The sequence below is a fragment of the Pseudoalteromonas sp. 2CM28B genome, from assembly GCF_023161935.1.
On record NZ_JALNTH010000015.1, the window covers coordinates 32985 to 54649 of the forward strand.

Below are 21665 nucleotides of genomic sequence, written 5' to 3' on the forward strand. Positions count from 1 at the left end.
AGCTTATATTTGTTCATTAGAGGCTGAAATAGTTGAGAAATGTCCATTTTCGAACTGCTCGAGAGTATTATCATCGCCCCAGCGAATGAGAGTGAGCCAATGGTTATCAATCAGCTCCTTCACCATCGTATGCTTGTTATAAATTGCCGCGATTGCAGATTGCGGTGCAGCAATATATACATTAAGGCGAATCGGTTCGTGCATCCATTTATCCCCGTTGTGCAGTGATTGCATGGCTAAGCCAATACGAAGGTCACCGCCATTACCTTCAAATAATCCAATATTACCGCCAACTGCATTGTGGAGTATTTTATTACCACTGCCGTATTTATGGTTGTCGGTAACCGAGGCATTATATTGACTATTGATCCAATGGGTTACTATCATGGGGGCGGTCATGAGCAGTTCTAATACCGCAAATTCGTTATCGTTTTCCCATTCATAATCATGTAAAAAGCAGCGTCCTTGTAAGTTAACACTGCGAGTCCATGCTCGTGGTGCAACAATAAAGGCGGCGTTATTAGCAAGCCCCCATTCTGGGCGTACTTGCGACCAATCGCGGGCACGTTGATGATAAGCATGGTTAATTTCATCTGCGGTTTTATTAACTAACTGTGGGTCGATATTTATTAAACGTTCTTGCTGAGCGGTTTGCGTGGCAACGGTTAGCCATTTTTTTAGATTGTCATTAAGCTCGGTATCGTAAGCGGTGATGACATCCGTGGTTGTGTTATGAATAGCGGCAATAAATTGCGTGCTCTGTGCCAGTGTTAGCCCTCGCTCTTTAAGCGCTTGGCGCACTTGGGTATCGTTTAGTAAGTTTGCTAGCACGCGTACATTAACTTCGCCACTTTGCCCTCCACAGGCCCCACATTCTAGGCCAGCGCTGTGCAAGTTATTAGTTGTATGGCTGGCGTGGCCCACCAACATAACATGCGGCGCAAACTCTTTTATTCCTAAGGTGTTAAGCACTTTTTGAGCTAAGTCGGTTTTGTCTTTTAGGGTCAGTTGTTGCTGGTTTTGTGTTAATTGCCAGTTGGTGGTTGCGCACTTTTTAGCTTTACCTTTAGACAAAAAGGTATTTTTTATTAATTTAAATGCATACAGCCAGCCTGCCGATTCAACCATAGAAAACGATGAGGGGGCTGATTTTGACCAACTTTGCCATGTAGCACTATTTTGACGAGATGCTTCAAGCGCCGCGTCTTTGTGTGTTTGTGTGGCATGTATTGCTGGTTTGAGTAGCCCTGGTAGTTGAGGACGAGTAATTGCACTACCATTTTCTTGATATTCTAGTGGCAATCCAAAAAAACCGGCAAAGCCGAAGGTTTCTATATTTTTACTTTGCGATTCAAGCGCGCGGCGAATAACCTCTGAGCGTACATCAATACAAAACACCGCTTGTAATTGAGCGTTGTTCACTGGGGTTTTAGTGGCGCTTTGCAGTGCATGATTAAGCGGGTATTGATAGCTTAGCTCCAGTGCTTTTGCCCACACCCATAATGGCTTTTGTGCTAATTTGTGTGCATGCAGGCGCTCAACTACGAGTGACTTTTCTTGCTGCCACTGACTTTGTAGTTGTTTAAATGAAGCACTATCATGATCTGCCAGATACTGCCAAATAACCAAGTCCCATGCCATTCGCATGGCCAGTAGCTGTTTCATATCATCTTTGGGTTTAGCGTAAAGTTGGCCTTGGAATCGCAAATACGCCAACCACGATGCCCAACCGTTAATATCTAAGAGCAATGAGTGCGCGTATAACTCTAACGAGTCGTTATCTATGTTAAGCGTTGAGAGTGTTAGTGCAATCAGTTCATCAGCGCAAGTGGGCAGTTGTTTAAAGTAGCCATTTAAATGCTTTTCATCCATTACAATACTAATGCCTTTATCCGCTTGTATAACGGTTAACCAATGGCGATATAAAGGTGATTGTGGTGATGTGTCATCACCATGAAGCATAGGGCCAAGCTGCTGATAATGCGCGGCACAAAACTGGCTCAATTGATGGGTAATTTCATCATGCCAAGCCATTTTATGTTTATTGCGCTGCTGGTCGAGTAAATCTGCAATGTTGTGCCAATCCACTAAAGGAACATCAATGTGAAGGGTTTGTATGAGTTGCTCATGCGTAAAGTCACTGTTAAGTAACTTAGCTGCATCGGCCAAGTGGTTATCAGTAATAATGCCGTTGTCGTACTTGTGCTGATAAAAGTCTTTAGGCATTAGCATATTGGCATTACATAAGGTATCAATGCGTGCGCTTACATCTTCAATAGGCAGGTGGCGCATTTCCCAAAATGGGTTAACGGCAATCATCTGATCTAAAGGCCAGTTTGGTGCTATGTAACCGCATACTTTATTAAGTATGTTGTTTTCAGTGTCACTTAACGATAAAGCCGTGTGATTTGAATGCGTTTGATTGCTCATTTTGATTCCTCAACGGTGATTCCAGCTGCATGATTTTTTAAATCGGTGTGGCCATTATTAGGTAAATTTATCGGCCATATTTTTAGGGTTAACCGCGTAAACCACTCATCTAAATACAAACCTGCAAATAATAGGGTGGAAAGTGATTTAACCTGTGGTCGCCAAGACTGGTAGCGTAAAAAGTAGCTGGCAATCATTAACGTTAAAATAAGGGCTATTACCCAGCTATCGGCGAGGCTAAATGCAGCTTCGCGCCACTGCTCAAGCTCTAGTGCTAAAGTAAATATATTTTTAGCAACCACATAACTAATAACAATTAATAGTGCGACTAGCAGTTTTTTACTATAAGTTTGCACGCTAGAAGCGCCATGTTGGTTGGCCAGTAAAATAGTTAAAGCTGATGCTAAAAGTAGCCACACACTGACCGCGCCTTGATAGCCGCTAATGAACCATGCAGCGCTAACTAGGGTAATCGACACCAATGCCCCCGTTAACCAAGCAAAGCACGTGGGTGATTGTTTTGGAATGTGGCGGCGAATCAGATCTTCGTTTACACCGTTGCCTGAGTTTAAAAATGCAAAGGCTTTATAGGTTGAATGAGTAACAAGGTGAAGCAGAGCCAGTTCAAATAATCCCAGCGCACATTCTATGAGCATTAATCCCATTTGCGCACTGGTAGACCAAGCAAGCCTTACTTTAACGCTTATTCGGGTAGTCATTATTAATGCGCTGATCACTGTGGTTAAACCAGCAATAATTAAAATTAACCACTGTGCAGCCGCAGCTTGAATAAACAAAGGCGCAAATAAAATTAATAAAAAGCCACCTAAATTTATCACCCCAGCATGCAATAAGGCACTGACGGGTGTAGGCACCTCAACCACTTTGATTAGCCAGCCATGCATAGGCAACTGAGCACATTTGATTAAAGCTGCAAAAGCGATTAAAAAGGCCGCGAGTTGTTCAGCCAAAGATAGCGGTAGTGTGGTGGTGTGATAAAAAGTAGTGATATCGCTAATGTGTAGGCTATTGTGAGTAACCGATAAAATAATAAATGCGACGAGTAATAAGGATTCGGCAACACGTGCCACAATAAACTTTTTATGAGCGGCGAGTACCGCACGAGGGCGCTCAGGATAAAACATTAATAGTTTGTGCAGTGCTAAACTTATCGCCACCCAACCTAGCCAAAATAGCGCTAAGTGGTTGCTCATAACCACAATTAATACGGCAGTGATGGTAAGTAGTAGCCATCGCCAAAAGTAGTTTACGCGTGGCTCACCTTGCATATAGTGTTTGCAAAACCGAATTAATATCAGCGTTATGAACAGGATTAGTCCTAGCATAATAGCGCGGGTCACTGAGAGCGATAAGAAACTCAGTAAATCAAAGGCATAAATACGATAAAGTGCAACAGCACTGATAAATGCAACACTATTTAATAGCATCACTTTAAACAGTACATTGCCATTTGAGGCACAAGGTTGTCGGCCAATTAACCACGCCGCTAAGAATGTGCTTAATGGCATCATTAGTAATAACAACGAAATAATATACTCGCTCATTCAGTGCTCCTTATTTAGTTATTGGAGTATGACAAACTATATAACTAAATAAAAATAGATATAATGCATATAAACGTTCTATAAAAGAGAACTATAATGAGCCGTTTGAACTATCATCACTTGTATTATTTTTGGTCTGTTGCCCGAATTGGTAACTTAACCCAAGCCGCGAAAGAGCTGCATTTATCGCAGTCAGCGCTCTCAACTCAAATTAAACAGCTAGAGCACACCATTAATATTGAGTTATTTGAACGTAAAGGACGTACCTTGGCATTAACCGATATGGGAAAGCGGGTGCAAATGTACGCTAACGATATATTCACTAAGGGCGAAGAACTGTCGTCTTTTATTCATAAAGGGATGATTTCCCAAACTCAGCATTTATCAATCGGGGTGCTTAATACGCTCTCTCGTAACTTTATCGAGGAATTTATTAACCCTTTAATGAGTAACGACGAAGTACGCTTTTCGCTTACTGCAGGGCGTATGGATGGGCTGTTAAATGGTTTGGCAGAACACGAACTGGATTTAGTTTTAACCAATAAACCCATCGGACTTGAGCACTACGATCAACTGTGGCAAAGCCAGTTGGTATCTCGTCAGCCATTAGCCATAGTGGGGCCAGCAGATAAAAAAACACGCGGTCAATTTCCTACCGGTTACACAGGTGCACAATGGGTGCTACCCAGTAAAACCTCCGCCATTAGAGACTCATTTAATGCTTTGTGTGCCCGCTGGCAATATCAGCCAAAAATAAAAGCAGAGGCTGATGATATGGCTATGCTGCGATTACTTGCTCGTGATAGTGGTGCACTATCGGTATTGCCATCAGTTGTAGTAAAGGATGAAATAGAACAAGGCCTACTAGTTGAATATCAGCGTTTACCCGATGCTTTCGAACACTTCTATGCCATTACCGCGCAGCGAAAATTTGTACCAGACATATTAAAGTCGCTGCTTGCCAAAACCTGCTAATTACTTTTAAAGAATGTTTTTTGCGTAAATACTTTATTTTTAAATAATAAAAAAATAATTAAAGCTTTTAATTCGTTGGCCGATACCGTATTTGTTTTGTACTGAAGATTAAGGATAATCATGGTTAATAAACTACAAGGCAATTATGCTAACTTAAATGCGTTGCTTGCCCAATCGGTCAATAATTCAAACCAAACCAGTATGCCCACAGGTTTGCAATCGCGTGCTCACTTAGCGCCAAGTTCGGCAACAATCACTGATGAAATGCTTAGTCAGTTTAGTGACCAACAAGTCGATGAAATACTTAATCAGCAATTATCCTCGTTACTCACGATTTCCAGCGCACCCAGTGGCTCAAATTATAAGCTCTCTAGTGAAGAGGTTGCACTACGTACGGTAATAAGCTCTCAGCAAGAGGGCTTATTAAAAAACGAACGTAGCGATCAGTTAATTGAGCGCTTAAATTCTTCTGTAAAAAATATCCAAGGTGCTTATGCCAACACTAGCGATATTTTATCAAACTTGGGGCAACTGGGATTTAATCAAAAAACATTTTTAGCATCTAGCCAACAGCGTGTTGAACGCTCACTTAATCCTTTCATGGAAAGCTTTAATCGCGAGCGATTTGAAGACGATGATAACTATGGGTTTGAGCTTTCGGTAAAAACCAAAGAAGGTGATGTTATCAATATCGCCTTTCATTCTGCGCAAGGTTATGATGAGGAAACAGGCGAAACCACTGACGAATTTAGCATAAGTTATGAAGTAGATGGCGACTTATCTGAGACTGAACACCAAGCATTAACGCAAGTACTTTCTGGTGTTGGTGAAATGGCGGATGAATTTTTTAAGGCTAAACAAAGCGCTTACAGTCGTTACGTACCCGCAAACCAAGCTGATTTAGATTTAAGCTTTTTAAGCAATTTTGATAACAAAGAACTTTCGGGTTTTGATTTGTACTTTTCAACGTCAGAGGGAAATACTGGCGATGGTGATGGAGCGCTCCTTGGAATAGATAATGAGCTTAATTTAAGTTATACCCTTGATGAGGGTTCTGAGCAGCAAATACTGGAGTTCGAATCGGTAAACGGACAAAACAATATTGATTTTTCGCTTGATATGTCAACCATTGGCGCTCAAGACAAAAGCCAAATGCAACAATACATAAAAGCGCTCGATAAAAGCTTAGAAGATAGCCAGCTCAATAGCTCTGAGAAAAGTACACGTTCTGCGTTTGGTCACAAAAGTGATGAAGTGATGAAACAAGGGTTGGCTGTTTTTAAAAATGCGTTTAGTAGTATGTCATCAGCTGCTGAGCGCTATAGTGAAATTGAGTCGGTTGCTACAAAGCAGTTTAGTAATGGACGCGAGCTTGTCGCTAATTTAGTTGACAATATGATCACCAAAGATCCGCGCTACCAAGGGCTAGGTAGCAGTAATAAAAATTCCTTAGGTGATGGTATTTCTAAGTTAGCTGATTTTGATGCAAAATTCTCTTTTGCAATGGATCAGGGGGATTACATAGCAACAAGCACCACAAAGCTGAGTCAAAATACAGAACACCAAAAATCAGCAGAATTAACTGGGGTTACTCAAGATAAAGCGGCGAGCACACGTTTTAATTATGAAGAAGGCAAGCGCTCTGACATCCCACCTGATTATTATGATAAACAAGAAAATTACACTATTGGTACCGCTGTAAAAGATAACGAATTGGTTGCCCTTGATCAGGCTCATGAGGTGGATGTAGATAAAAAAGTGTATCAGTTTAATCCCGAAATATCTCAATACGAACTAAAAAAGGAATTGAAAGCAACAACCACCAGTGAGAGCAATATTCGTCTTATTAACGATATTTGGCTCGAGAAAAATGAAGATAGTTATCGTATGGATGAAAGAAAACGACTCAGTGGTGTGGGGGCGACAAACGAGTTTAGAACAACATCGAGTTATTCACATACGCAATTAGTGACGTTAATCGGTGATTTAGATAAATTAGAACAAAACAAAGAGGCCAAACGTGAGTACTTAGCTGTTTTATCTCAAGTGAATAATTTTATGGATAAAAGTAAGTAAATGTATTCACTTAAGCTCGATTATGGGTATAGTAGCTAAAAGCTAGTTAGGTATAGGTTTATGTTAAAACAATTAATTTTACTCTTTATTTTGACCCTACCACTGGCAGTGAATGCAACGCTCAAGCTACACTCAGACGCTGTTACTGCTGAGCGTTTATTAAGCGAATACGATAAATTTGCCAAGCAATACCAAGCATTTTCGCCTACACCGCAAGACGTTGCATTGATGCAAAAATTAGCAGGTAAAGAGGTGTTAGTGCTTTTAGGTACCTGGTGTCATGACAGTGCTCGCGAAGTACCTCGATTAATAAAGTTACTCGATGAGTCTCAGGTTGAACTTTCGAAAATAACCTTTGTTACAGTAGATTATGACAAGCGGGATGAGGCAGGTATTGCCCTAGCGCATGACTTACAATATACCCCCACTTTTATTGTTAAGCATAACGGGGTTGAAGTTAACCGCGTAGTAGAAAAACCTAGCGGCACACTTGCCCAAGACTTAACCTTGGGCTTATAACGAGAGTCAGCTAGCCAATATCATGTTCGAGGTTTTATTATTACACAGGCCAGTCGGCGGCGTCTAAGTCATCTAACTGTGCATCGCAGTGCTCATTCCCTTGCCATTTGGCAATATATTCACCGTATGGGTCGTATTGCTGGGTTTGTTTTGCCAAATTAAAGTGTCGCCCACCGCGCGGATCGACCCCAACCCCAGCAATATATTGCCAGTTGCCCCAATTAGCGGCTACGTCGTAATCAATAAGTTGTTGTTCAAAGTAAGCAGCGCCATAGCGCCAGTCTAGTTGTAGTTCGTTGACCAAACAGCTGGCTGCAATTTGTCGTGAACGGTTAGTGATAAAGCCCGTTGCGTTAAGCTCTTTCATAATAGCGTTAACTAGCGGATAAGGGGTACTGCCTTGGCACCATTTTGCAAAACGGTTCGGGCTAAAAGTGGTAAGTGGCGAGTTTTGTTTTTTACCTTTAAAAGTAAATAACTGATGCTTCACATTAATTGCATGCCACTTAAAATACTCACGCCAGAGCAATTCAAACTTGATCCAGTATGTTGATTCATTTTCCCCATGCTGCGCTTCATAAGCATCTACTGCACAAAAAATTTGCTTGGCACTAATACAACCAAAAGCCAGCCAGCTACTAAATTTAGTCGAGTTATCAAAGCCATCCAGCTCATTACGGGTGATTTTATAGCTGCTTGGTAAAGCTGATGAAAAGTACTGTAGACAATGCGCAAGGCCGGCTTTGTGTCCACCTTGGAGTAAAGGGTTTCCTGTTGGCGGCTCTGATATAGGCTGTTTAGCACATAAAATAATAGGCGGTGGAAGTCTTTTTGCTGAGAACGGCACTGCGGATAAACTGATACCAGTGGCTTCGATTTTTTTTCTAAAAGGGGTAAAGCCGGTTGGTAAATCAGCAAGTTCAAAGGGCAGTTGCTGTTGTTGATATAAAGTATCTTGCATCACAGATTTAAATACCACAGTAGTGCATTTTGACTTAAGAGCGCTAATTTGGCGCTGTTCATACACACCTATTTGCTCGCTATATACAACTTCATCAATGCTAAGCTCATTAATACGCTGTGTTAATACCTTTACCGGATCGCCTTCTAAAATATGTAAAGTTTGGCCAAGCTTTATAACAGACTCCTGTAGCTCATATAGGCTTTGCATTAAAAAGCGTTGTTTATGGATGCCATAGGGTTTTTGTTGGTAGTTATTGCTTTTAAACCAAGCCGCATTAATCACAAAGACAAGATCCAACTCACATTGTTGCTGTGATAAATCATTGAGTATGGGGTTGTCGTCAATGCGCAAATCATTTTGCAGCCAATACAGAATACGTTTTTTCATACTTATGCTCTGGTTTTTAAAATCATTTATTTTACGAAGCAAAAGCGAGCAGAGATTAGTTTTAAGGTGTTTAATAGGGCTTTAAAAAAAGGCGGTAACAATACCGCCTCTCAATTTGTTTGCGTTGTATCTTAGATAGCTAATTTCTGCTGTGCTATCCAGTCGTTAATTACATCTTCAAGTACCGCCATAGGAAGTGAACCTTGACCAATAATGGTATCGTGAAAGCTGCGTATATCAAATTGTGCGCCTAGTTCTTTTTCGGCTTTTGCACGCAGTTCGCGTATTTTAATTTCGCCCATTTTGTATGAAAGCGCTTGGCCTGGCCATGAAATATAACGATCTATTTGATCTTCCACAGCGCTTTGTGGCAAGGCGGTATGATCAGCCAAATAATCAATCGCCTTTTGGCGGCTCCAGCCAAAGGCATGAATGCCGGTATCAACCACTAAGCGCACTGCGCGCCACATTTCGTAGCCTAAACGACCAAAGTCACTGTATGGACTTTGGTAAAAGCCCGCTTCTTTACCTAAACGCTCTGTATACAGTGCCCAGCCCTCGCCAAAAGCAGAGTGGCTCAGTGTGCGTCTAAATTCAGGAACGTCTAACTCCATTGCAATGGCGTTTTGTAAATGATGCCCAGGAATAGCTTCGTGCAGGCTAAGTGCTTCTAAATTATATAAAGGCTGCAATTTAGGAGTTGAGGCTAAAAAGTAAGTACCGGGCGAGCGGTTATCAGCAGGTGGCATATAAAACGCACCGCGACTCGCTGAGCCTTTTATAGTAAAGGTGTTACGCGGTAAATGGCCAAAGTATGTGGGGAGTTTGCCATACATTTTTTGGGCTATAAAAGCGGTCTTTTCTAGCAAGTCTTGGGGATCGGTTGCGTAAAATTGCTCATCGGTTGCTAAAAATTCTAAAAAGTCACTGTAGCTGCCATTAAAACCAACGCTATCAATAATGGCTTGCATTTGTGCTTTAATGCGCGCCACTTCTTTAAGGCCTAGTTCGTGTATTTGTTTAGGAGTAGCATTAGTGGTGGTGTAGTAATTAACCGTGTACTTGTAGTAATCAAGGCCCCCTTTGATGCTTGCAATACCCGGCTGCGCTCTACAATGCGGCATGTATTCGTTTTCAAAAAAGTCGTAAAAGTGCTGATAAGCAGGCACGACTTTTGAGGCAATTAACGCTTTAGCTTTATTTTGGTAAGTTTCTTTTTGCGCTGCGCTAAATGTATTAGGGATACGGGTAAATGGCTCATATAAGGCGCTATTCTCAGGTTGTTTAACTATATGGGCGCTAATACTTTGGCCATAATTTTTAAACGTTTCGCAGTAGTGGGTAAAACCAGTTTGAATACCTTGCTTCATTAAATTAATGTTTTGCTGATTAAAACGCGGGTAATCACCAAGGCTAACTAAAAATGCATCGTAATCCTCAGCAGTTAAAAAGGCCATGTTAGCTGGCGCTTCTGCAAAGTAAGTATGCCAGCCACTTAAAAAATTAACCGGAAAGTATTTATCTTGGTAAAGGTAGCTTTGCTGCTCGGTTTCGCGCTCATATTTAAATAAGCGGTAGTTCATTAGCTGCTCGCTATTGAGCTTTTTAGGATCAATGCTGGCTAAGTTTTTTAGTACGCTGTTGTTATAAGCTTGGCGCTTAGCAATGGCTTGCTCGCTCCAATCGGGTAGGGTACCGTTGGGCTTCCAACCATCAGGATCGGTTCTAAAAAATATTTTCTCAGCTTTGGCGTTTTGCCAGTGGTTATCAATAATGGTTTTTAAATCGCTGTTACTGTCGGCTAAGCTTGGCAGCGAGGTGGCTGCTAAGGCAATAGCTAAGATTGTTTTTTTAAACATGTTGAATTTCACTTTTTAGAGTTTTAATTGTTATATGCGTGCCTATTTTACGATAATAACAAGTTCACTCAATTAATGCGTTGGTTTTATAATATTAAGGCGTGTGTTTAATTGCTCTCCTTACTTATTTTATTTATATAAACAATGGAGAAATAATTTTTTAAGAATAATGATTTAAACAGCACATAGAAAGCTTACCAAGGGTATGTGGGGCAACCATACGCTTTGCACTTTGATGTCAAATAACCCTTTTACGAGTACTGTTACTTTATTTTAGATAAAAAAATAGCGTACTTTTATTGTACGCTATTTAATTTTGACCTAGCACCTAGCACCTAGCACCTAGCACCTAGCACCTAGCACCTAGCACCTAGCTTTTATTGCGGTTTTCTTTACTAAACGCGCGAATTTTACGTTTTTGTGACAGGGTTACTTTATTAGTACGCCCTGCAAATGGGTTATCGCCTTCTCTAAACTCAATTTTGATTGGCGTACCCATAATCTTAAGTGCTTTACGGTAGTAGTTCATTAAGTAGCGTTTGTAGCTATCAGGTAGGTCATGTACTTGGTTACCATGAATAACGATACGTGGCGGGTTGTAGCCCCCAGCATGCGCATACTTAAGCTTAACACGACGTCCACGAACAAGTGGCGGCTGGTGGTCGGCCTGTGCCATGTCCATAATACGACGCAACATAGCAGTACTAATTCGCTTAGTTGCCGACTCATACGCTTCGTCAACTGATTCAAATAAATGACCAACACCGGTACCATGCAGAGCAGAGATAAAGTGTAGGCGGGCAAAATCAATGAAGCCTAAGCGACGATCAAGCTCAGTTTTAATACGATCTTTAACGTAGTTATCTAGGCCATCCCACTTATTCACGGCAATAACCAATGAGCGTCCTGAGTTAAGCGCAAAACCTAACAGGCTTAAGTCTTGATCAGAAATGCCATCGCGAGCATCAATCACTAGTAGCACAACGTTACAATCTTCAATTGCTTGTAGTGTTTTAATGACTGAGAATTTCTCAACAACGTCACTTACTTTTTTACGTTTACGCACACCAGCGGTATCGATAAGAATATATTCTTTGTCGTTACGGGTCATCGGAATGTAAATTGAGTCGCGGGTTGTACCTGGCATGTCGTATACAATAACACGGTCTTCACCTAGTATGCGGTTAGTAAGAGTTGACTTACCTACATTTGGACGACCAATAATTGCCAGCTTTACCGGTTTATCGGCAAATGCTTGGTGATCGGTGTCATCTTCTTCACCTTCTTGATATAAGTCGATAAGTTCTTCATCGTCATCGGCTACATCTTCATCAAGAGCGGCAAGCTCAGCAATAACAGGCTGAAGAGTTTGCTCAAGCAGTAAAGTAATACCACGGCCATGTGCGGCAGCGATATGATGAACTTCACCAAGTGAAAGTTGGTAAAACTCAGCACAGTTTGAGTCGGCATCAATGCCGTCTGTTTTATTGGCTACCACAAAGCACTTTTTCTCTTGCTTACGTAAGTGGTTAGCAATAGCTTGATCAGCCACTGTCATACCCACGCGAGCATCAACTAAAAATAAAACAATATCCGCTTCTTCAATGGCTAGTAATGACTGATCAGCCATTTCGGTTTCGATACCTTCTTCTGAGCCATCAATACCGCCCGTATCTACCACGATAAATTCAAAGCCATCGTAATTTGCTTGGCCATATTTTCTATCACGCGTTAAGCCAGGAAAGTCGGCAACGAGTGCATCACGAGTACGTGTTAAACGGTTAAATAATGTGGATTTGCCCACATTGGGTCGCCCTACAAGAGCGATCACGGGAAGCATAAACTACCTCTTTAAAAAACAACAAAAGGCTTCGCAGTGCGAAGCCTTACAAAAAATATTTAACTATTAGTGCCTTACACTAATAGTAGACAGTTAGTTCGGTATTTTTACCGCGCTAACTTCACCATCGCGGGTGTATAAAATCAATTTATCGTCAGCGACAACGGGCTCAACAAAAAAACCTGAGCTGTCAAAGTCTTCACGAGATACTAGCTCGCCAGTTTCTTTATTTAACCAATGCAAATTACCTTCTTGGTCACCTAACGCTAAATAATTACCGGCAACCGCTGGGCCTGTTAAGTACCAGCCACGTAGAGCGGGTTGGCTCCAACGTTCAATGCCCGAATCTTTATCAAGTGCATAAACAACGCCGTTACTATCAACAACGTAAATTGTTTGCAAATCCATGCTAATTTCACGGTAGCTGCTGTATTCACGTTTCCATACAACATTCCCTGAACGAATATCTACTGCTGATAAGTTACCATTGTATGCAATAGCATAAGCAAATGGACCGCTAATGATCGGCTGCGTATCTACATCAACTAAACGTTCAAACTCTGATGCGCCTTTTGGCACTGCAATTTCTGCACTCCATGCCGAGTAGCCACTCTCAGAAATTAAAACACTGAGCTTACCTGTTTCAAGGCCAACCAATACACCACCGTTAGCCACAGTAGGTGAACTTTGACCGCGTAAAGTCAGCGGTGGCACTTCTTGCTCAAAGCTCCAGCGTTCTTCACCAGTATCTGGGTGAAGCGCAAGTAACTTACCTGAGGCTAAATTAACAAAGATTAAGCCATCGCCTGCAGCGGGTTTAGAGAGTGATTCGCCAGGTACTTTTTTACGCCAAACTTCTTTACCAGTCTCACGGTCAAGTGCAATGACATAGCCATGTTCTGAACCTAAATAGATTTTACCATAAGCTTGTAATATTCCACCTGATAATTTTGCATTTTCGTTATCGCTCCAAGGCCAAAACGATAAATCTTGACGAACGTCGGTTTCCCATTGGGTATCGCCATTGGCAAGTGATAAGGCTTCTACTTGGCCTTCACGGCTAGCAACATACACTGTCTCTTTATAAACAGCGGGTGATAAGCGTGAAAAGTAATGCTCTACACCGCTACCAATAGATTCTTGCCATACTATGTTAGTTTCGAATTGATTGGCTATTTCTGGAAGCACCAGTTCTTCTTCGTCATCACTTGAAGAGCATCCCATTAGGGTTGCCATACATAGGGCGAGCGTTGCTGTTGTTATTTTTCTCATGCCTAAAACCTTATGCCGCTGGGCTAGTTACTGCTAGGTCATCTAACTTAATTTGTAAAAGGGGATTACTCGTTAATCCACCGGCATCAACAGCAGCTTGATAGGCTACGCGTGCTTGCTCTTTATTGCCTTGCTGAATGTAAATGTCACCTTTTAATTCAGCCACATTTGCGTTAAATGCTTCAGGAAGAGGGGCATTTAATGTGCTTAATGCATCATCGTATTGCTGTTGAGCAATTTGCACACGCGCTAAACGTGTCGTTGCAATGGCTTTAAGCTCTGCGTTATCAACGTTAGTTACAATCCAGCTTAGTTTTTCATTTGCTACATCTAATTTTTGTGTATCTACCGCTTCTTTTGCTGCAACAAATGCCGCTAAAGTTGCGTAATGAGTGTCTTTGTTTTCACTGATAAATGCATCAGCAGACGCTAATACACTGTCGCTTTCAACAAGCTTAGTGTATGCATCAGATGCTTGCTCTGCAGTCGTTATCTGATTTTGGTTGTATGCTTTCCAGCCATATAAACCACCTAAACCAACAATAACGCCTAACGCTAGTGAAAGGCCGTTTTCACGAAAAAAGCGTTTAATTGCTTCTGCTTGTTGTTCTTCTGTTGAATAAATTTCCATGCTTACCTCTGTTAAAGCGCTTAACTACTTACGCTTTATATAATTTTAGCTATTAATCAGTTCTGCAAGTAGCGTTTTAGCTTGTTCTAATTCTAGTGTGACTTGTTCTTTACGTTCACGTAAGTATTTAATAGTCACAACGCCTTGCTCTAATTCATCTTCACCGATAATGACTGCGACGAGCGCATCGCTTTTATCAGCACGTTTAAGTTGTTTTTTAAAGTTACCACCGCCAGCGTGCACCATTACGCGTAATCCAGGTACATCACGACGTAAGGTAGATGCAATTATAGGCGCTTGAATACTGGCTTTGTCGCCCATAGCTGCTAAATATACATCAGCACTACGGCGTATGTCACCTACACATTCAAGTGCTTGAAGCAGTAAAACCAAGCGCTCTAAACCCATCGCGAAACCTACCGCAGGGGTTGACTTACCGCCTAATTGTTCTACTAAACCATCATAACGACCACCAGCACATACAGTACCTTGTGCACCTAAGCTGTCGGTTACCCATTCAAATACAGTGCGGTTGTAATAATCTAAACCACGTACCAGCTTTTCATTAACCGTGTATTTGACGCCTGCGGCATCTAATCGTTCACATAAATTTTCAAAATGTTCTTTTGATTCAGCATCTAAATGTTCAGATAACTTTGGTGCATCGACTAAGATTGCCTGAATATCTGGATTTTTAGTATCCAAAACGCGCAGTGGGTTAGAGTACATACGACGTTTTGAATCTTCATCTAGTACATCGGTATGTTGTTCTAAAAAGGCGATTAAGGCATCGCGGTACTGTGCGCGAGCTTCGTTTGAACCTAATGAATTAAGTTCTAAACGCACATGGTCAGTAATGCCAAATGCCTCCCAAAGTTGCGCCGTGAGTAAAATAACTTCGGCGTCAATATCGGCGCTGGCAATACCAAAAGTCTCTAAACCAAACTGATGAAATTGACGGTAACGACCTTTTTGTGGGCGTTCATGGCGAAACATAGGGCCCATGTACCAAAGGCGTTGTTCTTGATTGTATAACAGGCCATTTTCGTTACCTGCACGTACACACACTGCAGTCCCTTCCGGGCGCAAGGTTAAATTGTCGCCGTTACGATCGGCAAAGGTGTACATTTCTTTTTCTACTATATCGGTTACTTCACCAATAGAGCGTTTAAATAGGTCGGTTGATTCTACAATTGGAAAACGAATTTCTTGATAACCAAACGATGATACGGTCTCGCGTAAAATGTGTTCTACTTTCTGCCAAACTTGCGTATCGCCTGGCAGGCAATCGTTCATACCGCGAACTGCCTGAATTTGTTTTGCCACTGATAAATCCTAAATCTGTTTATGTGCAACCCTGGGCTGCAACCACGTAAAACTAAAAAATCGACCCTGCATTATAACCTTAACTATAAGGTAATTGCGAGCGTAGCGGAGCGTACGTAATTTATACTACGTTGTGAATACCGCGACTAAAAAAGGTCATTTAAATACATAGTGTTGTAACAACACATCACTCTACGATTTTTATGTCGATTGGAGTTTGTTGTTGCTTCTGTTCAATGAAATCGCGTACATAGCCTTCAAGTTGATCAACAATATTATTGTTATCAATACGGGCTTTTTGGCGTTCGCCATTAATGTATAAACCTGAGCGACGGTTTGCGCCGGCAAGGCCAATATCACTCACTAATGCTTCGCCTGGTCCGTTAACCACACAGCCAATGACTGACACTGAAACTGGCTCAATAATATCTTCTAAACGCTCTTCAAGTTGATTCATGGTGCTTACTACATCAAACTCTTGGCGTGAACAGCTAGGGCAAGCAATAAAATTAATGCCGCGAGAACGAATACGCAATGATTTTAATATATCAAAGCCTACTTTTATTTCTTGAACTGGATCCGCTGCTAGTGATACACGCAGCGTGTCACCAATACCTTCGGCTAATAACATGCCTAAACCAACGGCCGATTTAACTGAACCAGAGCGCATGCCGCCTGCTTCGGTAATACCTAAATGCAGTGGCTGGTCGATTTCTTTTGCAAGTAAACGATACGCGCCAACCGCTAAAAATACGTCTGACGCTTTCACCGAGATTTTAAATTGGTCAAAGTCTAAGCGACGTAATATATCTACATGGCGCATAGCCGACTCAAGTAAGGCTTCAGGTGTTGGCTCGCCGTATTTTTCTTGTAGGTCGCGCTCAAGTGATCCACCATTTACGCCAATACGAATTGGAATGTTGTGCTCACGGGCTGAGTCGACAACCGCTCTAATACGCTCTTCACTGCCAATGTTGCCTGGGTTGATACGTAAACAATCAACGCCATACTTTGCTACTTTTAATGCAATGCGGTAGTCAAAGTGAATATCAGCAACCAGCGGTATCGATACCTGCTCTTTAATACTTTTAAATGCTTCAGCGGCATCCATAGTTGGTACAGATACACGCACTATGTCAGCACCGGCATCTTGAATCGCTTGAATTTGAGCTACTGTGGCATCAATGTCCATTGTGTCTGTGTTAGTCATTGACTGCACGGCAATTGGTGCACCATCACCAATAGGAACATTACCCACATTAATGCGGGTGGATTTTCTGCGTTTTATAGGAGATTCTGAAAACATAGCGACTACTCTGCTAAGGGTAATTTAAATTTAGCTAAACGGTTTTTAGGAAAGGCCGAAATATCAACTGGCTCACCATTTAGGGTAATACGAACAACATCATGCTTGCCTAATACCACTGAAAAAGGCGCTACTCCGGTTAGGGTCATTTCGTAGCCTGCTTTTTTTACACCAAAAGCAATTTTTTCATCATTGGCATCGTGAATTTCTACCCAGCTCTCATCGTTAAACATCATAAAAATGGTGCTTAAATCACTGTTTTTTGGTTCACTGGTGCTCTGTGCATCATTAACTGGCGCGGCTTGAATTTTTTGTTGCTCATTTTGTAATGCTGAACTCACTTCTTCTGCAGATTCACTGTCATTTAAAAGTGCCTCGTCGGCGGCTTCAGCTAACAGTTTTGTGTTTTCTTGTTGCTCCGAAATAAGCGAGTTATTAGCATTAATAGTGTTAGTTTGTTCATCAATAGGCGTTGCATTTTGCCACCACCATACAGCTGATGAACCAATAACAATGGCTAGTATTAAATAGCTTACCGTCATCAGTCGACTGTCATGCGCTTCTTTTTCTGTGCGCCTTGAAAAGCTTTGCATATCTACTAGCTTATCTGATGTGCTAAAAGCAGGCAGCATGGCTAAAATAGCGCTGCTATCTATGCTTAGTGTGCGGCAATAATTTTTTATATAGCCTTTAACGAACGTTTTTGCACCGAGTAAATGATACTCGTCGCTTTCAATATGCTCAACTTGTGATTCTGTTAGCTTTAATAGCGAGGCGATTTCAGCAAGGCTGATATTTGCGTTTTCTCTATGCGATTTTAGCATTTGTCCTACAGAGGGTCCGTCGCTCTGCGGTTGTGTATTATCTTCATTCATAATATGTATGAGTCTGGATCCACGAGTAAAAGTTAATGTTTTGGCTTAATAACCAGAGTAAGACTTTGTTTTTATTTTTTAGTGTTCGTTTATTCTTGCTACTGGAATGCACGCTTTTAAAGGGTATCATCAGCTGTGGTTTTATAAAAACGTTACTATTGTCCTTTTAAAATTTTTGCTGTTTTTATTTTTAAAGCCCTTTAATGCACCTAACATATAGCAGTTTAGCATTGAATCACACTGAAATGCTAAATTGGTTTACAGCAAAACGAGCGATATCAACCGATACACTCGTTTTTACTCTTATTTTACTAGGGTCTGTTGACCTTTGCGGATTAATATTTGTTCAAACTAGGGGCAATTTAATCGCGGCGCGAGGTTTGTAACCTAGTGGGCTAAGTAAAAACCGAGCAACAAAGAGTTAATTGCCCCTAGGCAGAACCCTTCGGGCAGCGCCTGTTTGGCATTGATACTACGTTATCGCCTATTTATGGGGAATAACCACACCACATAAGCTCTGCCTTGCCTAAATACCAAACAGGCTGCTGCAAATTTAACCTTGAAAGGTCAACAGACCCTAATTTAAAAAGGTATTTGTGTCTTTGTTGTATTTTTGCAGCTTACTTTACTGAATCATCAGAGCTTACTGCAGATGTTGGACTTTTTTTACGAATAATTTTTATTTTTGGCTCCACAATAATTTGATTGTTATTACTGCTTTCTTGTAATTCATCAAGTTGTGCTTGGCGGTACTTTTCGCGCAGCACTTCAAACTCTGTTTGCCTTAATTGGTTGTCACGAATGGCGTTAGCTTGAATACTATTTGGGTATGTTTGCAAAATAGTAGCTGCAATTTTTTCAGCATCTTCTATTCTACCCATACGCTGTTTAATTAAATAACTAAGTAATAAAGCCCGTGCAGACACACGGCCAGTATCGTCATGGTGCTTTAAAACGTCGCTGGCTTTATGTAAGTCACTTTTAGCATAAAAAAGGGCGGCTAAGCTAATTAGGGTCGATGTACGCTGCGAGCTGTGGTTTAGCGCTTGTTGAAAGTAGCTTTCTGCATTTGTAAAGTCATTAAACTCAATGGCGCATAAGGCTAAATTTTCATAGCTTTGTGCTACACGAATATAACTGGGTATTTCAATCGCTTTTAAAAATTGATCGGTAGCGCGATCATACTCATCAATACTACATAAAAACGTACCGTAGTTATTTAGGGTATTCGGATCGTCAGGCTTAATCGTCAACGCTTTTTGATAGGCTTTGTCGGCTAATGCATTTTCGCCAACTTGTTGGTAGTAATAAGCTAAAGAATAATGAACTTCGGGGAGGTTTGGTGCATATTCGCTCGCACGCTCAAGGTTGTATTTTGCTTGGGAATTATTACCGGTGTTTAAATATTGTAATGCCAAAGCAATGCGGGTACGTGCTGCGCCTGCGTTGTTTATTTTATTTTCGACAACGGGTTTGTCACTGCCGTTGTAACTATTTTCAGTAACACAACCGCTTAAAAGTAGTGTTGATAGTGCTAAAGCAAGTAAAGATCGCATTACCTTGTCTCTTTATTTATTTCCATAGCCTCTATCTTACCTCAAAGCCTTTGTGTTGCATCATTTATTTAAAAATAAACGAGTTATCACAAAGGCACCAGAGTCTTTTATAACGTTTAAGCTTGATGAATATTTACTGCAATTGCATTGTCATCACGCATTTTCTTTTTAGCCATACGTTTTGTTCTATCAACCACATCGCCAGCTAATTGACCACAGGCAGCGTCAATGTCGTCCCCTCGTGTACGACGAACAATACAGGTAATCCCCGCAGCTTGTAATACCTTTGAAAAACGGTCAATTCGGCTGTTGCTAGAGCGCGTGTATTCGTTACCCGGGAACGGGTTAAACGGAATAAGGTTTACCTTAGATGGCGTCCCTTTTAACGTTTTAACCAGCTCATGTGCTTGGTCGGTGCTGTCGTTAACGCCATTAAGCATAACGTATTCAATAGTCACGTCTTTATTGGCTTTAGAGCCATCGATATAACGACGACAGGCCGCTAAAAATTCTTCAATTGGGTACTTTTTATTAATGGGTACCAAAATATCACGCAGTGCGTTATCAGGGGCGTGAAGTGAAATAGCCAGTGCTACGTCGATTTTTTCTTTCAATAAATCAAGGGCAGGTACTACACCCGAGGTACTTAATGTTACGCGGCGCTTAGATAAACCAAAGCCCCAGTCGTCCATCATCAGCTCCATCGCTGGTACGACGTTTTTGACGTTAAGTAATGGCTCGCCCATCCCCATCATAACGACGTTAGTGACAGGGCGTTTTTCACTGTTGCCATCAAGGCCTATGTCTTTGGCTACACGCCATACTTGGCCAATAATTTCCGACACTTTTAAGTTACGGTTAAAGCCTTGTTGTGCCGTTGAGCAAAACGTACATTCAAGGGCGCAACCTACTTGAGACGATACACATAATGTGGCGCGATCTTTTTCTGGGATCCAAACTGCCTCTACTTCTTGGCCGCCTTCTAGTACTAATGCATATTTAATAGTACCGTCGCTGGCTTGCTGGCGAACTGAAATTTCGGGTGCAACGATTTCACACTCGTTTTTAAGCTTTTCTTTTAGCTTTTTGTTCACGTTGCTCATTTCGTCGAAATTATCTACGCCAAAATGATAAATCCATTTCATCACCTGATCGCCACGAAATGGCTTTTCACCGAATGATACAAATAACTCTCGCATTGCATCTCGGTTTAAATCTAATAAGTTAATCTTTTTTTGCTCGGTCATGTAACAACCTCAATCGGTGGCGGTGATGGTAAAAATTTACAAGGGCGAATTGTACATAATTCACCCACCATAATCATTAAGTAAAACATCATAAATAAACGATTAATACTTTACGTAATGACTAAAAAAGGGCTCGAAAGCCCTTTTCATACTTTGCATCACAGGGTTAGCTGTGAACTCGAATTAACGAGTACGTGGGCAAAGTTCTTCGTCAGCGAAGAAGTACGCGATTTCGCGAGCAGCAGATTCAACAGCGTCTGAACCGTGAACCGCATTTTCGTCGATGCTATCAGCGTAGTCTGCACGTAAAGTACCCGCTAGCGCTTCAGCTGGGTTAGTAGCACCCATGATTTCACGGTTTTTAAGAACAGCGTTTTCGCCTTCAAGAACGGTAACCATTACTGGGCCAGAAGTCATGAAAGATACTAAAGCACCAAAGAAAGGGCGCTCGCTGTGCTCAGCGTAGAAACCTTCAGCTTTCTCTTGTGAAAGGTGAACCATTTTAGCTGCAACGATTTTAAGACCCGCAGTTTCGAAACGGTTGTAGATTGCGCCGATGTGGTTTTTAGCAACTGCATCAGGTTTTATGATTGAAAAAGTACGCTCTAAAGCCATCTTTGTGCTCCAATAATTTTTAAGTGAAAGTGTGAATATTAACGGGCGCGAATTATACGCGTTTTAACGAAAAAAACCTAATTTATTATATCAACCATGTTATTTTGATTTAAGGGCGTTTAGTTTTGAGCTTATAACCATGCTATTACGTATATTAGTTTTAAATACTTCCGCTATATTCACGTCCATGTTAACAAACAGTTTTAGTTGTTAATAATAATT

The 21665-nt window shown here is 41.3% G+C and carries 15 protein-coding genes and 1 pseudogene; 3 read left to right on the plus strand and 13 right to left on the minus strand.

Features of this window, described 5'->3' with window-relative positions:
- Nucleotides 1–3: 3 nt before the first annotated feature.
- Nucleotides 4–2430, minus strand: a complete 2427-nt coding sequence (locus tag MTN96_RS18945; RefSeq protein ID WP_248532509.1) for a DUF2309 domain-containing protein — start codon at nt 2428–2430, stop codon at nt 4–6.
- Complete coding sequence (locus tag MTN96_RS18950; RefSeq protein WP_248532510.1) at nt 2427–3995, minus strand: NADH-quinone oxidoreductase subunit L; 1569 nt, start codon at nt 3993–3995, stop codon at nt 2427–2429. Before MTN96_RS18950 ends, MTN96_RS18945 begins: the two co-directional genes overlap by 4 nt.
- Before the next feature lie 96 nt (nt 3996–4091).
- Here MTN96_RS18950 and MTN96_RS18955 point away from each other — a divergent pair, with 96 nt between their 5' ends.
- The 3 genes from MTN96_RS18955 to MTN96_RS18965 all read left to right on the plus strand — a co-directional run bounded on the left by MTN96_RS18955 (nt 4092) and on the right by MTN96_RS18965 (nt 7565).
- On the plus strand, nt 4092–4970 hold the full coding sequence (locus tag MTN96_RS18955; RefSeq protein WP_036983695.1) for a LysR family transcriptional regulator: 879 nt from the start codon (nt 4092–4094) through the stop codon (nt 4968–4970).
- Between the two features lie 120 nt (nt 4971–5090).
- Nucleotides 5091–7046 carry a hypothetical protein gene (locus MTN96_RS18960; RefSeq protein WP_248532511.1) on the plus strand — a complete coding sequence of 652 codons (1956 nt, stop codon included), beginning with the start codon at nt 5091–5093 and terminating at the stop codon, nt 7044–7046.
- A 60-nt stretch (nt 7047–7106) separates the two neighbouring features.
- A complete protein-coding gene (locus MTN96_RS18965; protein WP_248532512.1) occupies nt 7107–7565 on the plus strand; it encodes a thioredoxin family protein in 459 nt (152 codons plus the stop codon).
- A 40-nt stretch (nt 7566–7605) separates the two neighbouring features.
- Here MTN96_RS18965 and MTN96_RS18970 read toward each other — a convergent pair whose 3' ends face one another.
- The 11 genes and pseudogenes from MTN96_RS18970 to ndk form a co-directional block, all read right to left on the minus strand.
- A complete protein-coding gene (locus tag MTN96_RS18970; protein ID WP_248532513.1) occupies nt 7606–8916 on the minus strand; it encodes a DASH family cryptochrome in 1311 nt (436 codons plus the stop codon).
- Nucleotides 8917–9047: 131 nt separating this feature from the next.
- Nucleotides 9048–10775: a DUF885 family protein gene (locus MTN96_RS18975; RefSeq protein WP_248532514.1), complete on the minus strand. Its 1728-nt coding sequence runs from the start codon at nt 10773–10775 to the stop codon at nt 9048–9050.
- A 370-nt stretch (nt 10776–11145) separates the two neighbouring features.
- The gene (gene der, locus MTN96_RS18980) at nt 11146–12615 is read right to left on the minus strand and encodes a ribosome biogenesis GTPase Der (RefSeq protein WP_069439096.1); all 1470 of its coding nucleotides are present in this window, start codon (nt 12613–12615) and stop codon (nt 11146–11148) included.
- 93 nt (nt 12616–12708) lie between these two features.
- Nucleotides 12709–13887 (minus strand): outer membrane protein assembly factor BamB, encoded by a 1179-nt coding sequence (bamB, locus tag MTN96_RS18985; protein ID WP_248532515.1) that lies wholly within the window; start codon nt 13885–13887, stop codon nt 12709–12711.
- A gap of 10 nt (nt 13888–13897) precedes the next feature.
- The gene (locus tag MTN96_RS18990) at nt 13898–14518 is read right to left on the minus strand and encodes a tetratricopeptide repeat protein (RefSeq protein WP_248532516.1); all 621 of its coding nucleotides are present in this window, start codon (nt 14516–14518) and stop codon (nt 13898–13900) included.
- A 45-nt stretch (nt 14519–14563) separates the two neighbouring features.
- Entirely contained in the window at nt 14564–15844 is a 1281-nt protein-coding gene (gene hisS / locus MTN96_RS18995) for a histidine--tRNA ligase (protein ID WP_008111350.1), read from the minus strand.
- Nucleotides 15845–16031: 187 nt separating this feature from the next.
- Nucleotides 16032–17150 (minus strand): flavodoxin-dependent (E)-4-hydroxy-3-methylbut-2-enyl-diphosphate synthase, encoded by a 1119-nt coding sequence (gene ispG, locus MTN96_RS19000; RefSeq protein WP_008111348.1) that lies wholly within the window; start codon nt 17148–17150, stop codon nt 16032–16034.
- A 5-nt stretch (nt 17151–17155) separates the two neighbouring features.
- Nucleotides 17156–18025, minus strand: a complete 870-nt coding sequence (locus MTN96_RS19005; RefSeq protein ID WP_036983706.1) for a RodZ domain-containing protein — start codon at nt 18023–18025, stop codon at nt 17156–17158.
- Nucleotides 18026–18675: 650 nt separating this feature from the next.
- Nucleotides 18676–19581 (minus strand): annotated as a pseudogene (gene pilW / locus MTN96_RS19010) (type IV pilus biogenesis/stability protein PilW); the annotation flags it as partial.
- 116 nt (nt 19582–19697) lie between these two features.
- Nucleotides 19698–20828 carry a bifunctional tRNA (adenosine(37)-C2)-methyltransferase TrmG/ribosomal RNA large subunit methyltransferase RlmN gene (locus MTN96_RS19015; protein WP_010389431.1) on the minus strand — a complete coding sequence of 377 codons (1131 nt, stop codon included), beginning with the start codon at nt 20826–20828 and terminating at the stop codon, nt 19698–19700.
- Nucleotides 20829–21011: 183 nt separating this feature from the next.
- Nucleotides 21012–21443, minus strand: coding sequence for a nucleoside-diphosphate kinase (gene ndk, locus MTN96_RS19020; RefSeq protein WP_036983708.1), 432 nt, complete (start codon nt 21441–21443; stop codon nt 21012–21014).
- Nucleotides 21444–21665 lie beyond the last annotated feature (222 nt).

Coding starts and splice junctions, on each gene's coding strand:
- MTN96_RS19005 (WP_036983706.1), bottom strand. CDS start 18,025: ATGAATGAAGATAATACACAACCGCAGAGCGACGGACCCTCTGTAGGA.
- MTN96_RS19015 (WP_010389431.1), bottom strand. CDS start 20,828: ATGACCGAGCAAAAAAAGATTAACTTATTAGATTTAAACCGAGATGCA.
- MTN96_RS18955 (WP_036983695.1), top strand. CDS start 4,092: ATGAGCCGTTTGAACTATCATCACTTGTATTATTTTTGGTCTGTTGCC.
- MTN96_RS18965 (WP_248532512.1), top strand. CDS start 7,107: ATGTTAAAACAATTAATTTTACTCTTTATTTTGACCCTACCACTGGCA.
- der (WP_069439096.1), bottom strand. CDS start 12,615: ATGCTTCCCGTGATCGCTCTTGTAGGGCGACCCAATGTGGGCAAATCC.
- MTN96_RS18970 (WP_248532513.1), bottom strand. CDS start 8,916: ATGAAAAAACGTATTCTGTATTGGCTGCAAAATGATTTGCGCATTGAC.
- MTN96_RS18960 (WP_248532511.1), top strand. CDS start 5,091: ATGGTTAATAAACTACAAGGCAATTATGCTAACTTAAATGCGTTGCTT.
- ndk (WP_036983708.1), bottom strand. CDS start 21,443: ATGGCTTTAGAGCGTACTTTTTCAATCATAAAACCTGATGCAGTTGCT.
- MTN96_RS18945 (WP_248532509.1), bottom strand. CDS start 2,430: ATGAGCAATCAAACGCATTCAAATCACACGGCTTTATCGTTAAGTGAC.
- MTN96_RS18975 (WP_248532514.1), bottom strand. CDS start 10,775: ATGTTTAAAAAAACAATCTTAGCTATTGCCTTAGCAGCCACCTCGCTG.
- bamB (WP_248532515.1), bottom strand. CDS start 13,887: ATGAGAAAAATAACAACAGCAACGCTCGCCCTATGTATGGCAACCCTA.
- ispG (WP_008111348.1), bottom strand. CDS start 17,150: ATGTTTTCAGAATCTCCTATAAAACGCAGAAAATCCACCCGCATTAAT.
- MTN96_RS18950 (WP_248532510.1), bottom strand. CDS start 3,995: ATGAGCGAGTATATTATTTCGTTGTTATTACTAATGATGCCATTAAGC.
- MTN96_RS18990 (WP_248532516.1), bottom strand. CDS start 14,518: ATGGAAATTTATTCAACAGAAGAACAACAAGCAGAAGCAATTAAACGC.